This is a genomic window from Actinoallomurus sp. CA-142502 (assembly GCF_050936355.1).
Taxonomy (GTDB): Bacteria; Actinomycetota; Actinomycetes; order Streptosporangiales; family Streptosporangiaceae; genus Actinoallomurus; species Actinoallomurus iriomotensis.
Window position 1 is genome coordinate 3,209,757 of the sequence record NZ_JBNJMY010000001.1, and the last position, 13,069, is coordinate 3,222,825.

10 protein-coding genes are annotated in these 13,069 nt (G+C 70.1%); 4 read left to right on the forward strand and 6 right to left on the reverse strand.

Going from position 1 to position 13,069, the window contains the following annotated elements:
- Positions 1-117: 117 nt before the first annotated feature.
- Positions 118-2,286: a choice-of-anchor P family protein gene (locus tag ACQEV1_RS15610; protein ID WP_433394543.1), complete on the reverse strand. Its 2,169-nt coding sequence runs from the start codon at positions 2,284-2,286 to the stop codon at positions 118-120.
- A gap of 444 nt (positions 2,287-2,730) precedes the next feature.
- A complete protein-coding gene (locus ACQEV1_RS15615; RefSeq protein ID WP_433394544.1) occupies positions 2,731-3,351 on the reverse strand; it encodes a cytochrome P450 in 621 nt (206 codons plus the stop codon).
- A 475-nt stretch (positions 3,352-3,826) separates the two neighbouring features.
- Between ACQEV1_RS15615 and ACQEV1_RS15620 the strand changes: the two genes are divergently transcribed.
- Positions 3,827-4,051 carry a hypothetical protein gene (locus tag ACQEV1_RS15620; RefSeq protein WP_433394545.1) on the forward strand — a complete coding sequence of 75 codons (225 nt, stop codon included), beginning with the start codon at positions 3,827-3,829 and terminating at the stop codon, positions 4,049-4,051.
- Positions 4,052-4,293: 242 nt separating this feature from the next.
- Here ACQEV1_RS15620 and ACQEV1_RS15625 read toward each other — a convergent pair whose 3' ends face one another.
- The gene (locus ACQEV1_RS15625; protein ID WP_433394546.1) at positions 4,294-6,993 is read right to left on the reverse strand and encodes a family 20 glycosylhydrolase; all 2,700 of its coding nucleotides are present in this window, start codon (positions 6,991-6,993) and stop codon (positions 4,294-4,296) included.
- A 233-nt stretch (positions 6,994-7,226) separates the two neighbouring features.
- Here ACQEV1_RS15625 and ACQEV1_RS15630 point away from each other — a divergent pair, with 233 nt between their 5' ends.
- The 3 genes from ACQEV1_RS15630 (at position 7,227) to ACQEV1_RS15640 (ending at position 10,472) form a co-directional block, all read left to right on the forward strand.
- Positions 7,227-8,081 (forward strand): hypothetical protein, encoded by an 855-nt coding sequence (locus ACQEV1_RS15630; RefSeq protein ID WP_433394547.1) that lies wholly within the window; start codon positions 7,227-7,229, stop codon positions 8,079-8,081.
- 16 nt (positions 8,082-8,097) lie between these two features.
- Positions 8,098-8,937, forward strand: a complete 840-nt coding sequence (locus tag ACQEV1_RS15635) for a class I SAM-dependent methyltransferase (protein ID WP_433394548.1) — start codon at positions 8,098-8,100, stop codon at positions 8,935-8,937.
- A gap of 113 nt (positions 8,938-9,050) precedes the next feature.
- Entirely contained in the window at positions 9,051-10,472 is a 1,422-nt protein-coding gene (locus ACQEV1_RS15640) for an Ig-like domain-containing protein (RefSeq protein WP_433394549.1), read from the forward strand.
- 60 nt (positions 10,473-10,532) lie between these two features.
- On the opposite strand, the gene ACQEV1_RS15645 is transcribed toward ACQEV1_RS15640, so the two are convergent.
- The 3 genes from ACQEV1_RS15645 to ACQEV1_RS15655 all read right to left on the reverse strand — a co-directional run bounded on the left by ACQEV1_RS15645 (position 10,533) and on the right by ACQEV1_RS15655 (position 12,903).
- A complete protein-coding gene (locus ACQEV1_RS15645; protein WP_433394550.1) occupies positions 10,533-11,117 on the reverse strand; it encodes a dihydrofolate reductase family protein in 585 nt (194 codons plus the stop codon).
- 86 nt (positions 11,118-11,203) lie between these two features.
- Positions 11,204-12,265, reverse strand: coding sequence for an SUKH-3 domain-containing protein (locus tag ACQEV1_RS15650; protein ID WP_433394551.1), 1,062 nt, complete (start codon positions 12,263-12,265; stop codon positions 11,204-11,206).
- Positions 12,262-12,903, reverse strand: a complete 642-nt coding sequence (locus tag ACQEV1_RS15655) for a hypothetical protein (protein ID WP_285617849.1) — start codon at positions 12,901-12,903, stop codon at positions 12,262-12,264. Before ACQEV1_RS15655 ends, ACQEV1_RS15650 begins: the two co-directional genes overlap by 4 nt.
- Between the last annotated feature and the right edge of the window lie 166 nt (positions 12,904-13,069).

Here is a 13,069-nt window from a genome sequence, read left to right on the forward strand (position 1 = left end):
AATCGGCCACCCACCGTACGGAGCCGAGCGATCCCAGGAGGCCTGAAGTCGGCCGAGGCCGGGCGGAGCCACGGTGCTCCGTCCGGCCTCGGGGTTGATCGGTTCAGGTGGGTCGGGTCATGGGCAGTTGCCGATGTCGCTTTCGGAGGAGGCCAGCACGACGTTGGTCTTGGCCAGGCCGAGGGCGTCGACGGTGATGTGGACGGCGTTCACGGTCAGGCCCTTGTCGGGAGTGGTGATCGGGGTCTGCTCGTTGAGGACGAGCTTGACGACGCCGACGTTGACCGTGGTGTTGGGCTGGATGGTGGTGGGTTCTGAGATGACCACCGTGTTGCCGACCTTGAGGAAGGCGATCGTTGTGGCTCCGGTGGATCCGGTGCAGGTGGTGGCGGAGCTGGAGTTGATGGTCTTGACGCTGATCACCGGGATGCCGGTGATCCCGACGGTGGTGTCGTCGATGGAGGCGGTGGCCACGGATTTGCCGGGGAATTCGGTGGTGGCGACCTTGGCGCACAGGGCGTGCGCGCTGATCAGTCCGCTGAGGCTGGCGGTGCAGGGCACCGAGGTGGTGCCGGTCGCGGTGGTGGAGATGTGGCCCGTGTCGGGAGTGGGGGCGATGTTGACCAGCTGGATGCCGGCCAGGTTGGCGTCGGCGGTCAGGCCGTAGGCCCGTCCGGTCAGGCGCTGCGGCGTGACGGTGACTTGTTCGTCGCTGCACGGTGAGGTGACGGCGTTGTTGTTGGCGTCGCCGCCGTAGGCGGCGGTCCACCGGTAGGTGCCGGCCGCGCCGATGGTGACGTCGCCGGATGCGGCGGTGCCGCTGCCGGACAGCGTGTCGGTGCGCGTCGCGATGGGCGTCGCGCAGCCGGTGTCACCGGGCGCGTAGAGCCGGAACGTGACGGTGCCGGAGGGGTGGAACCCGCCGGAGACGGTGGCGGTGTCGGACACGACGCCGCCGGCCGGCACGGACTTCGACGGGGTGGTGGCGATGCCCGGAGTGGCCTTGACGACCACGACCTGTTCATCGCCGCACGAGGAGGTGACCGGGTTGTTGCTGTCATCGCCGCTGTAGGAGGCCACCCATCGGTAGGTGCCCACCCCGCCCGCGGCGACGTTGCCGGACGTGGCGGTGCCGCTGCCCGACACCGTCCCGGTACGCGTCGCGATGGGCGTCGTGCAGGCGGTGTCACCGGGCCCGAACAGCTGGAACGTGACGGTGCCCGTCGGGTGGAATCCGCCGGTCAGGGTCGCCGTATCGGAGACGTTCCCGCCCGCGGGCGCCGAGCCCGATGGCGTTGTGGCGATCGATGGGGTCACCTTCGGGACGTGTTCGGTGATCGTTTCAGTGAAGCCTGGTTGCAGGACGCCGTTGAGCAGGAAGTCCACCTTGCAGTTCAGCGTGCTTCCCGGTACGGCTCCGGCGCCGACGGAGACGACCTCGGTGAAGTTGGCGCTGTCGCCGCTGGTCACCGTCCGACTGTCCGGGGTCAGGGACACCGACAGGTTCGGGTCGCAGTCGCGCAGCTGGTGGGTGACCGTGACCGGCAGGTTGTGCAGGGCCGCCAGGATGGTGCTGCTGACCTGCGAGGCGTCGATGCCGGAGAACAGCTGTCCACCCGTGGCGTTGGTGATCGCGGTCGCCTGGCCGGTCGAGTCCAGCCCGGACAGGTCGAGCGCGAGTACGGTGATGTGGGCGGCCTGCAGGGCGCTGATCGCATCGGCCAGCGAATGGCCGTTGCTGGGGTCATGGCTGGGGGCGTCCCCGATCAGCAACACGATCCGAGAGCTGTTCGGCCGGAAATCGACCGCCCCGGACGCGACCTGGAACAGACCGTTGATGCCGTCCTCGGGGAAGTCGCCGCCGCCCGTCGCGACCAGCGAGTTGAGACCGTTGGCGACGTCGGTCTGGTTGGCGGTGAGGTTCTGCGCCACCCGGAACGATGTCGGGTCCGCCGACACGTCCCGGTACTCGGCGACCGCGAACTGCGCGTCCGGCTGCGCCGCAGCGACGTTGGACAGGATGGTGTTCGCGTTGGCCTGCACGTTCGAGATGACCCCGCCCATGCTCCCCGTTGTGTCGATCAGGAACGTGATATCGGGCTTGGGGGGGATCGCCGGAGTGGACACGGTCTTGGCGATCGTCGCCGATTCGCCCGGGTTCAGGTTCAGCGTCACATCCGCCGGGGTGACCCCGGGCGTGGCGGACGCCGTCCCCACCCCGGCCAACAGCATCGCACCGGCCGCCATCACGCACACGGCGGCCCGTAATCTTCGCGTCAGTCTCACAGTGTCATTCCTTCTGGCGGGGTGTTATGCCATAACTAATTCGGGGTCGCCGGCCATGGAGGATTTCTATGACTGCGCCACCCGGGTGCCCTCTCCTCACGTGGTGGCGCGTGACGAATCACAATGAAATTGGTCGACGACCTTGCTGATCTTTTCAGTGCCGGCCTCTGATCAGCGAGGCGGGGGTGTGGCCACGGCCATAGGGTGGCTGGTCGACTAATGGATGTAAATAGGCCGTTTACGGTAAGTTTCCGACTGGCCGCAGTAGGCCACTCCCTGCTGATGAGGGGTGTCCGCGCCAAGTGATCTTTGTTGAGGTATGCACGATGAAATGGGTGATCCACGGTTTGCCGCGCCAAAAAGAACGGCCGTTTCCCGTCCGCTGGACCGTCTGAATTGTGGTTATGGGCATCGCCGCAGAGTCGAGAGACGGCCTCATGTGGCCTATTCGGTAACAGCCGGATCTGTGGCCAGCGCGAGGTCGAGTACGTCGATGCCGACCGGCGTGCGGGCGGTGTCGATCCGGCTTACCGACCACGGGCCGGGCATCCGGTTCAGCAGCGCGCGTACCGCGATCGCGACCTGGTGCCGGGCCAGGTGCGCGCCGAGGCAGAAGTGCACGCCGTGGCCGAAGGACAGGTGTTCGCCGGGTGCGCGGTCCGGTCGGAATCGGTCCGGCTCGGTGAACACTCTGGAGTCCCGGTCAGCTGAGACGATCATGGCGATCACCCGCTGCCCGGTGTCGATCGTGTGCCCGGCGATGCGCGCGGGGCCGGTGGTGAACCGGTCGGTGCCACCGATCGGCGGAAGGAACCGCAGGACCTCCTCGATGGCACCGGGCACCAGACCGGGGTCGGCGCGCAGCCGGGCCGGCGCGTCCGGGTGGGCCGACAGGCACAGCACGGCGTTGACCAGCAGCGTCTTGGTGGTCTCGTGGCCGTTGATGAGCAGCAGTGTGCAGAAGTCGAGCAGCTCGTCGTCGGTGAGCCGGCTGCCGTCCGGTTCGGCGGCCGGCAGGACGCTGATGACGTCGTCCCAGGGGTGGGCGCGACGGTCGGCGAACACCTCTCGGAAGTACTCGGCCAGCTCGGTCCGTGCGGTTCGGAACTCCGCCTGCCGCGCCGGGTCCTGGGTGAACGCGGCTCGTCGGAGGAGAACGTCTGATGGTCGGTCAGTACCCGCTTGACCTCGGCATGGCCGTGTACCGCCCAGGCGCCCAAACCTTCCAGGAAACGTACGCCGTCGCCGGCAAGACCGTCTCGCGCGGTCTCTCGGTGCCAGTCGAGGATCTCTTGGACGCGATCGCCCATGTCGCGAGCGTGTCAGCCGCGTTCTGCGGGCGCTTGGAGAAAACGGTCGCGGAGCTTCGCCGCGCACCAGCGCGGCCCGCGCGGCCGCCAGCGCGTGGTGCAGTCGAACCACCCGGATGTAGGACTTCGGCCGGAGCCCGACGGCGACCACGAATCGGCGCCGGAGCTGCCGTTCGGACAGTCCCACCTCGGCGGCGTGCCGAGCCACCGGAGCACCCGGCGCCGCGTGCATGACCGCCGGCACCGTACGCACCCGTTCGTCGACGCGGCACCGCTCCGCCCGCGCCCGGACCAGCGTCACCGCGCCCGCGAGCCGCGCCTGCGCCGTCCCGCAGTCGCCCGACCTCGATGGGCGCCCCGGCCGGCGGCACCTCGTCGGCCGCCACCCCGAACAACCCGGTCACGGTGCCTGGTCGCAACCGCACTCCGACCAGCGCTCCGCCCTGGGGGAGTGAGCCCCTGCCGGCGACGTGTCTCCGGCCCGGCCGGCCGGCACCGCCCGTCCGGCATCACCACCCAGGTCAACGGCGGGCTGTGGCAGTGCTCGCGGCACCGCGGAGCCGGCCAGGATCCAACTCCCGGCCAGCACGCGGGTCAGGTCGGCGGGAACGGACGGCTCAGCCACAGGTGCGGTCAACCGGCCCGACACGGGCGAGGCCAACGATTAACGCGGTTCCGCGGCCTCGTCGAACGCCGGTCAACGTCCGCCGGTCACGTGGACGGTGAACGCCGCGTCGGCGGAGCCGTTCGGGCCCGTGACGTGGAGGTGGGCGGTGTACGTGCCGCGCTTCGAGTAGTCGTGCGTCCCGCTGACCCGGTAGGCGCCGTTGACGTGTGTGTTGTCGGCCGGCCTGGCGAGCGTGACGCCGGCCGGCGTCGGCGCGGTGCCGTCGCCCCAGTCGATCGTCACGCTCAGCGTGTTGAGCCCGGTGCCCGGAGCGACCACGGTGCCGACCGTCAGGTTCTGGCCGGCGTGCTTCACCCACTGGTCGGCGCCGGCCGCGTCGACGGTCCACGGCACACGGGGACTGGCGTGGAAGTTGGTGTGCTGCAGCGTCCAGCGGTCGCCCAGCTGGGCCAGCCGGGCCGAGAACCGCGCGTAGTCCTGGCCGGCCTTCGGAGACCAGGCGACCTCGGCGGTGGCGGCGGCGCGCGGCCAGGTCTGGTACTCGGCCTCGGCGTCGCTGCGCAGGGTCTCCGTCCACAGCGGATCCTCGACGCCCCGGACCGCGCCGGCCGGCACGTCCGGGACGGTGGCGGCGGGATCCCAGTTGTAGAACCTGTCGACGTCGGCGGCCGAGTACGGGTAGTCGAGGTAGGTGTACGGGTAGTACGACACGACCACGCCGGTGCCCTTGCTCTTGGCGTCGGTGGCGGTCGCCGCGTCCGAGCCGTTGTAGTACTGGACCAGGTCGTGCGAGCCGAGGTCGGCCGTCTCGTTGGCGTAGGAGAGGTTCCAGCCGGTCGTGTTCTTGCCGACGGCGTGCACCAGCCCGATCACCCGGGTCATGAAGTAGTCGAAGTCCGGTCCGGACGTCGAGTAGGCCTCGTCGCCGCCGACCCCGAGGTAGCGCCCCGGCGTCATCGCCGCGAGCTGCTTGAACACGTGGGCCAGGAAGGTGTAGGTCACCTCGGCGTGCGTGTCGAGCGACGACTCGCCGACCTGCTGCGTGGTGTTGGCCGGGATGGTGTCCTGTCCGGGCGGCGGCTGCGGCACCGAGTGCGCGGTGTTCAGCTGCGGGATGGCGTGCAACAGCGAGCTCGAGTGGCCGGGTACGTCGATCTCGGGGATCACCGAGATGTAGTGCGCCGCCGCGTACGCGATGACCCGGCGGTACTGCGCCTGCGTGAGGAACCCGGTCTGGCCGGGCAGATCGTCCGTGCCGCCCTCGTCGATGGCGGTCGCGCCGCTGATCCGGGTCAGCCGGTCGTAGTCGATCGTGTCGCCGTGCGCCCGGCCGGCGTTGGTGATCTGGACGCGCCAGCCCTGGTCGTCGGACAGGTGCAGGTGCAGGACGTTCAGCTTGAGGTACGACATCTGGTCGATGAACCGCTTGATCTCGCCGACCGACAGGAAGTCGCGGGCCAGGTCGAGCATGATGCCGCGGTAGCCGAAGCGCGGCCCGTCGGCGATGTGGACGTTCGGCACGGTCCAGGCGGCGTCCACCGGGGTGGCCGACTCGACGAACGCGGGGAACAGCTGGCGAAGGGACTGTACGCCGTAGAACGCGCCGGCCGCGCTCGGGGCGGCCACCCGGACGCCGGCCGCGGTGGCGTCCAGCGTGTAGCCCTCGGGGTCGCCGGCGAAGCCGGGAACCGACAGGTGCGGGTCGACCACGACCTCGATGTCGCGTTCCGCCCGGCCCCGGCTCAGCGGCAACCGGAACCCGGTGGCCCGGCGCAGCCGCTCGGCCAGGGCGGCGGCCACGGGCACCACGGCGCCGCGCGCGACGACGTGGGTCTGGGCGGTGAGCACGAACGGCGCCGCGTGGTCGGGTTGGGTCATCGACGCGGGCTTCGGCGTCACGTCGTTGGGCACGGCCACCGGCGGGGGCGGCGGTGTGGTGAACGTGAGCTCGGTGCCGTAGCCCGGCTCGGCCCCGGTCCGGGTGGCCAGCCGGTACAGGTAGGTGGTGCCCGGAGCCAGCCCGGTCAGCGTCGCGGTGACGTCGTGGGTGACCGGGTCCGCGCCGACGTCGACCGGGGTCTTGGGGAACGTGCCGGTGCCCCACGGCCCCGTGCCGGCGGCACCGAACTGGAACTGGTAGGCGGTGTCGGCGCCGGCCGGGACGACCTGGCCGTGCAGGGTCGCGGAGGTCGGCGTCAGGTCGGTGACGGCGCCGGTCGTGACGTGCGGGGCCGGCGGGGCGGCGCCGTCCCAGACCTCGAATTCGTTGATCGAGTAGCCGTAGCTCAGCCTGCGCTTGATGCCCTGCATGCGCACGTACCGGTAGGACTGGTCGAGGCCGGTCAGGTCGGCCGTGTCCCACGACCGGCAGGTGGCCGGGCCGCGCACCCCGGTGGCGTCGGTCCAGCTCGTGCCATCGTTGGAGACCTGCAGCTTGTACTGGGCCGGGCACGACGTGGACCACTGGACGGCCACGTGGTCGATCTTCGTGGGCTGGGCCAGCTCGACCTGGAACCAGCCGTTGTCCGCGGCCTCCCCCGACCACCGCGACGCGTCGCTGTCCCAGACGCCGTCGACGGCCAGCTCCGGGCCGAGGGCGTAGGTCACCTCCCGACCGGACGACGAGGCCACCGCGCCGGCCGAGGCCAGCGCGACGTCAGTGCCGTACGGCGCCTTGTCCGCCGACGCCAACGGGCCGTTGCCGACCGTTCCCAGCAACACCAGCAGCACCGCGACGGTCAGTGTGAGGACTCGTCGGCGTCGGTTCACGGGCACTCCCAGATTTACCTAAGCGAAGTCGAACAGACCTTCACCGTTCACCCGATCACCGGTCAAGGGGTGCGAAGCAGCCCGAGTAGACCTCTGCCGCGCGCGGCATCCGAACGGGCAGGTGATCCGAAGCCGACGGTTACGACGTCCGGTTCCGGTCGATTGGCTGGTGGATTCGCCTTTGTTGTGGGCAAGTGGTCTCATCCGATATCGGGTCTGCCGAGGAGCGGCGCGTGGACAACATCTGGGAACCAGTACTGGAGCCGGCCGACCTTTGGGGTCCGGAGATCGCCGATAAGCTGGGCGATGCGATCGGCCAGCGGTACGCGGACATCGCGGCGGCCGCGACGCACAAGCTCGACCAGCTGCGGAGCCACGCCAAGCTCGCGGTCGATCTGACCGGCGGCCTCATCGACGCGCAGTCCGGCGCCTCCGCGCGGGAGCAGATCCAAAAGTCGATCGCCGACGCCGCGCCGCTCAGCCCACCGCCGTCGGAGACCCTGGTCGAGGGACTGCCCCTCGCCGTCCTGCCGCGAGCGAACAGCTGCGTGACCGGTAACGGGCCGTACAACCAGTGGGGCAACACCTGGGATCCGCGCGAGCTGACCCACATCGTCCACCCGGCCGCGATCAGCACGCCCACACCTCGGGTGCTGCACCCGCGGGTCGTCGCCGTGATCGACGGGGAGCAGGAACAGATCACGGGCTCCGGGTGCTGGTTCAATGTCGCCGTCTCGGGACGGGCGACGCTCAACGCCGAGTGGTTCTTCAATGCCGGGTGCGATGTCTTCACCCTGCTGGCGGGCTACGGCTACGCGTTCATCGGCATGTACGGCTCGGTCTGGGGCGCGCGGGAGAACCGGTGGGTCGACCACGGCGGCGCCGGCCTGACCCTGGCCGACCAGCACTACATCGGCATCCAGGAGTGGACGGGCCAGTCCCGGCGAATCAGCGTGGGCTTCGACGCGATCGCCGGTGGCGCGTACTACTGCGCGGGCTGGCTCCACCTGCACGCGTTCGCCGCCGGGCTGAGCGGGGCCCGCGCCGAGTTCGCCACCGTGCTGAACCCGTTGCAGGTGTGCGTCTGATCGCTAACATCCCCGGGTGGCCGGGGACTGGGAATGGCAGTGGGACGAAACGCTCTACGCCGACAGCGCGCCGCATTACGCCGTCGGCCGGATGCCGTACCCGCCCGGCCTCGCCGGTGCCGTCCGCGAGGAACTCGGTCTCGACGGCCGCGGCCGGCTGCTGGACGTCGGCTGCGGGCCCGGGTCGTTGACGCTGCTGCTCGCGGGCATGTTCGAGGAGGCGGTCGGCGTCGACGCGGACCGCGGCATGATCGCCGAGGCGTCTCGCCGGGCCGGCGAGGCCGGCGTCGCCAATGTCCGGTGGCGGCGACTGCGTGCCGAGGATCTGCCCGCCGGGCTCGGGACCTTCCGGGTGGTCACGTTCGCCCAGTCGTTCCACTGGATGGATCAGGCCCTCGTCGCCCGCCGGGTCCGCGACCTGCTCGACCCGGCCGGCGCCTGGGTCCATGTCCAGGCCACCACCCACCGAGGCGTGCCGGGCGAGGATCCGCTGCCGCACCCGCGTCCGCCCTGGGACCGCATCGACGAACTGGTCGCCCGGTACCTGGGGCCGGTTCGCCGCGCCGGGCGGGGCGTGTTGCCCACCGGAACCCGCGCCGGCGAAGAAGAGATCATGAGACGGGCCGGCTTCACCGGCCCGGCCCGGATCGAGGTCGGCGGTGGCCGGGTGGTGGAGCGGGGAGTCGACGACATCGTCTCGGCGGTGTTCTCGCTCTCCGGTTCGACGCCGCACCTGTTCGCCGCCGAACTGCCGGCCTTCGAGGCGGACCTGCGTCGGCTGCTGACACGGGCGTCGGACGGCGGCCGGTTCTCCGAGCGGACACGAGAGGTCCGCGTCGTGATCTGGCGTCCGTGAGGACACCGCGACACGGTGATCACTTAACGTGGTCAATCGAATGCGTAAAGTAACGTCCCCCGTGAAGTCGATCTACGAGGACATCCTCACGACAGAGCGGGAGTTCAGCACTCATGTCACAACGATCCAGGTCCGCGTTCGCCGTACTGGCCGGTGCGCTGCTGGCCGCAGGGGGAATGCAGGTGGCGGCCGGCACCGACGCGCACGCCGGCGCGCGGCAGGCCGTCGCCCGGACCCTCTCCGGGCCCTGCGTACGGCCGGGACAGGCGGCCTACCCGGTCGACTACTACTGGAAGAACCTCGTCGGCTGGCGGCTGGGCAGCGGGTCGGTCTCGGTCACCACCTCCCCCTCCTTGTGGGGCGGGCAGATCGCGCCGGGCGGCACCTTCAGCCTCACGCTGGCACACCGTACGACCCAGTGGCCGCTGGTGGTCTCTCAGTACCGCACCACGTGGGACCTGTCGTCACTGCTGGCCTACGCCGACGTCGTGGGCCAGTCCGGGGGCGGAACCATCAGCGGCACGACCCTGACGGTCTCCTCGCCGGGCGGCAAGGCCGACGCGCCCGCGCAGGTCATCACCTTCCGGGTCAAGCAGGGCACCGTCGGGCGGACCATGACCATCCGGCCGGTGGGGATCTGGAGTAACAACTCCGCGCCGGGTCAGCTCGGGAACAACACGGCCGCTCCACCGATCACGATCGTGAGCGGGCAGTCCATCTCGCCCACGAACGCCGTCGACGACACCGCCACCACACAGGGCAAGGCCGTCAGCGTGCCCGTCCTGGCCAACGACACCGCGAACGCGCCGACGATCAGCAGTGTCACCAAGCCCGCGGCCGGCACCGCGACGATCTCCGGCGGCAACGTCGTCTACACACCCGCGCCGGGCTTCGTCGGCACCGACACGTTCGACTACACCATCGACACCGCCTGCGGAAGCAGTACCGCCAAGGTCACCGTCGACGTCACCTGCACCGACACGCCGATCAACCTGGCCAACGGCAGCTTCGAGGCCCCGCCGGTGGCCTCGGTCGACTGGAACATCGACGATGCCTCCACCAACCCCGGCGTCGGCTGGCACACCACCGCCACCGACCACAAACTGGAGTTCTGGCGGAACGGCGCGTACGGAGTCCCGTCGGCCGACGGACAGCAGTTCGCCGAACTCAACGCCAGCCAGGTCTCCACGCTCTACCAGGATCTGCCCACGGTGCCGGGAACACGGCTGACCTGGTCGCTGTACCACCGAGGCCGCCTGGGCACCGACGTCATGCGGGTGCTCATCGGCGCACCGGGCTCCACCGTGGCACAGACCCCGACCGGGGCCTCGTCTCCGGACATCTCCGACGACAACACCGCCTGGCGCCACTACACCGGCGTCTACGTCGTCCCGCCGGGACAGACCACCACCCGATTCTCCTTCGAATCGGTGTCGGCCACCGGCGGGGCCCCGAACATCGGCAACTTCATCGACGGCGTGGCCTTCGGCACGCCGCCCTGTTCGCCGGCCACGGCCACGGCGAAGCAGGACTGATCGACGGACTCCTGTGCGGCAGGGCTCCCTGCCGTACAGGAGGTTCCGTTCGGCGCCCCCTCAGAGTCGGGAGTAGTGGGCGATGATCACGCCCTTGGTGGTCGTGACGCTCCGGGTGAGCTCGAACTCGGTCAGCGGGGCGGGGCCGTCGAACAGGCGCTTGCCGCCGCCGAGGGTCAGCGGGTGGATCAGCAGCGTGTAACGGTCGATCAGACCGGCGGCGTGCAGGCTCCGGACCAGCGACGCGCTGCCGTTGATCGACAGATCGCCGCCCGGCCGGGCCTTCAGTTCGGCCACCGTGTCGACGGCCTCGCCGCGCAGCAGGATCGAGTTCTGCCAGGCGTCCGCGTCCTCCAGCGTTCTGGACACGACGTACTTCGTGGCCGCGTTCAGGTGCGCGGTGAACGGGTTGCCGTCGGTCGCATGTGCCCACGCGGTGGTGAAGTCCTGCCAGGTCGAGCGGCCGAACAGCATGTCTCCCGGCCTGGCCATGCCCTCGGCCAGTTCCCGGCCCATCACCTCGTCGTTGTACCGCGGACCCCAGCCGCCGTGGGCGAAGCCTCCGCTGGTGTCCTCGTCCGGGCGGCCCAGTCCCTGAACCACTCCGTCGAGGGTGACGAACATCGTGGCCGTGATCGAACGCATGGTCTGCTCCCTTCCGCGGGCCGCTCTGCCGCGGCCCCGTCACCCCCTACACGAACGGCCATCGGCGATATCGACACCGGACCGGTTCAGAAACGGAGGGGCGTGGGGGACCGGCCGTGGATGAGCAGTTCGAGGGTCGCGTCGATGTCGTCTCCCAGCAGTTGCCAGCCGTGTTCCTCGTGGTGGCGGTACACGCGTCCGGCCTCGTCCATGACGAGCCAGTGATACTCATTGATGGTCTGCGCGATCGGGAACATCCGCATCCCCAGGCGGTGGCTGATCCTGGTGAAGATCCACGGGTCGATCCGGACGTCCATCGGGTAGAAGTGCAGCGGCCTCATGACCTCTCCGTCCTCGGTGACGCCGAAGAGGTCGATGTCGAGCAGTCCGAACTCGTGCAGGACCGCGCGGGCCGCGGGGAACACCTCGTGGTGCCGGCCGGCGACACGCTGGGCGCAGAACGCCTCCAGCCAGGGGTCGACGCGGGCGGCGGCGTCGCGGCCGGGCATCCAGCCGTCGGCGACCAGATGATCCTCGACCCGCTGGGAGAAGCGGTGGTACCGGCCTTCGAGCATCGCGTCGAACTGGTCCTCGTCCAGGTGCACGGTCGGCGGCTCGTTGGACAGGTCGCCGCGGACCAGGGTGAACGGGGTCTGTTCCCGCAGGCGGTTCTTCTCCTGTTCCCGCTCGTACTCCTCTCGCTCCCGCTGCCGGCGGCGCCGGAGGTCGAGCCAGTCCTGGAAGGCCGCCTTCGCCGTCTCCCGGACGTCTTCGTCCACGACCGGGCACCGGTAGCGGTGGGCGACGATGTGGGCCAGGAAGTCCGGCTCCGGGGCGAGCCGATTCTCGCTGAGGTGGTAGGTGGTGATGCCGGACCAGATCCAGGTCCCGTCGGTGTGGAAGGACAGGGGGACGAGCGGTGGGCGGGACCGGTCGAACAGGTCGCGCGTGAACGTGTCCGGATCGTGGACGACCGCGCCGCCGAGCAGGTAGCCGAGGATCTGGTCGCGCTCGGCGGCGTCCTCGATCCACGGCCGCGGCTGCCAGGGCAGCGGCCGGTCGCCGTCGAACCCGTTGATCGGCCTGGCGAACCGGAGTCCCCGGATGATCTGTGGACCGGTGGGCTCCACCGGCGGCTCGCCGCTCATGGCCGCGCGGCCGGGCGCCGACGGCGGGCCCGTGCCCCGAGAAGGAACGCCGGGACCAGCAGGGCCTCGCCCAGCAGGCCGACGACGCCGATCCACGCCGGTACCTGAGTGAGCCTGACCTCGGGACCGACCCGCTTGGCCATGTCGCGGGTGACCGCCGACGTGCCGAGCGCGTGTGCCTGGACGACGCCGCTGGAGGAGCCCCGGTACTCGAACGGTGAGAGCGTCAGGCCGCCGTGCACCGTTCGGCCGCCGACCGTCCAGGTGACGTGGTCACAGGTGGCGTAGAAGCTGTTCGAGCCGCTGTGCCGGGTGCAGGTGCGCGGCAACCGGATGCTCACCGGACGGCCGTACGCCCAGGTGTAGGCGTTCTCGTGCCGCAGCGCCACGGACTCGAGCGCCACCACGACGAGCGCTCCGCAGACGATCATCGCGATCGCGGCGGGTATCCCGATGAGCCGGAGCGTCGTCGTTCCGTACGCCTTCGGCAGCCTGCCGCCCGCCACGATCAGCGCGGTCACGAGCATCGGCACCGCGACCGCCCCCGCGAGGTAGGCGTACAGCCCCAGGCCCGGCGCCTCATTGCCGACGATCAGCGCGGCGAGGCCGAGGGGGATCGAGAGCAGGAGCCCTGCCACGAGCCATTGCCCCGCGTACGGTGTGTCCTTCGCGGTGCCGGTTCCGCGACTTACCGGTCTGTTTATCGCGCCATCTCGCTTTCATGTTCCAACCGTGGAATGGCGCGTGATTCTAGGCACCGTCGGTATACGACCGGTACAGAATAAAACGCCGCCGGGCGATGCC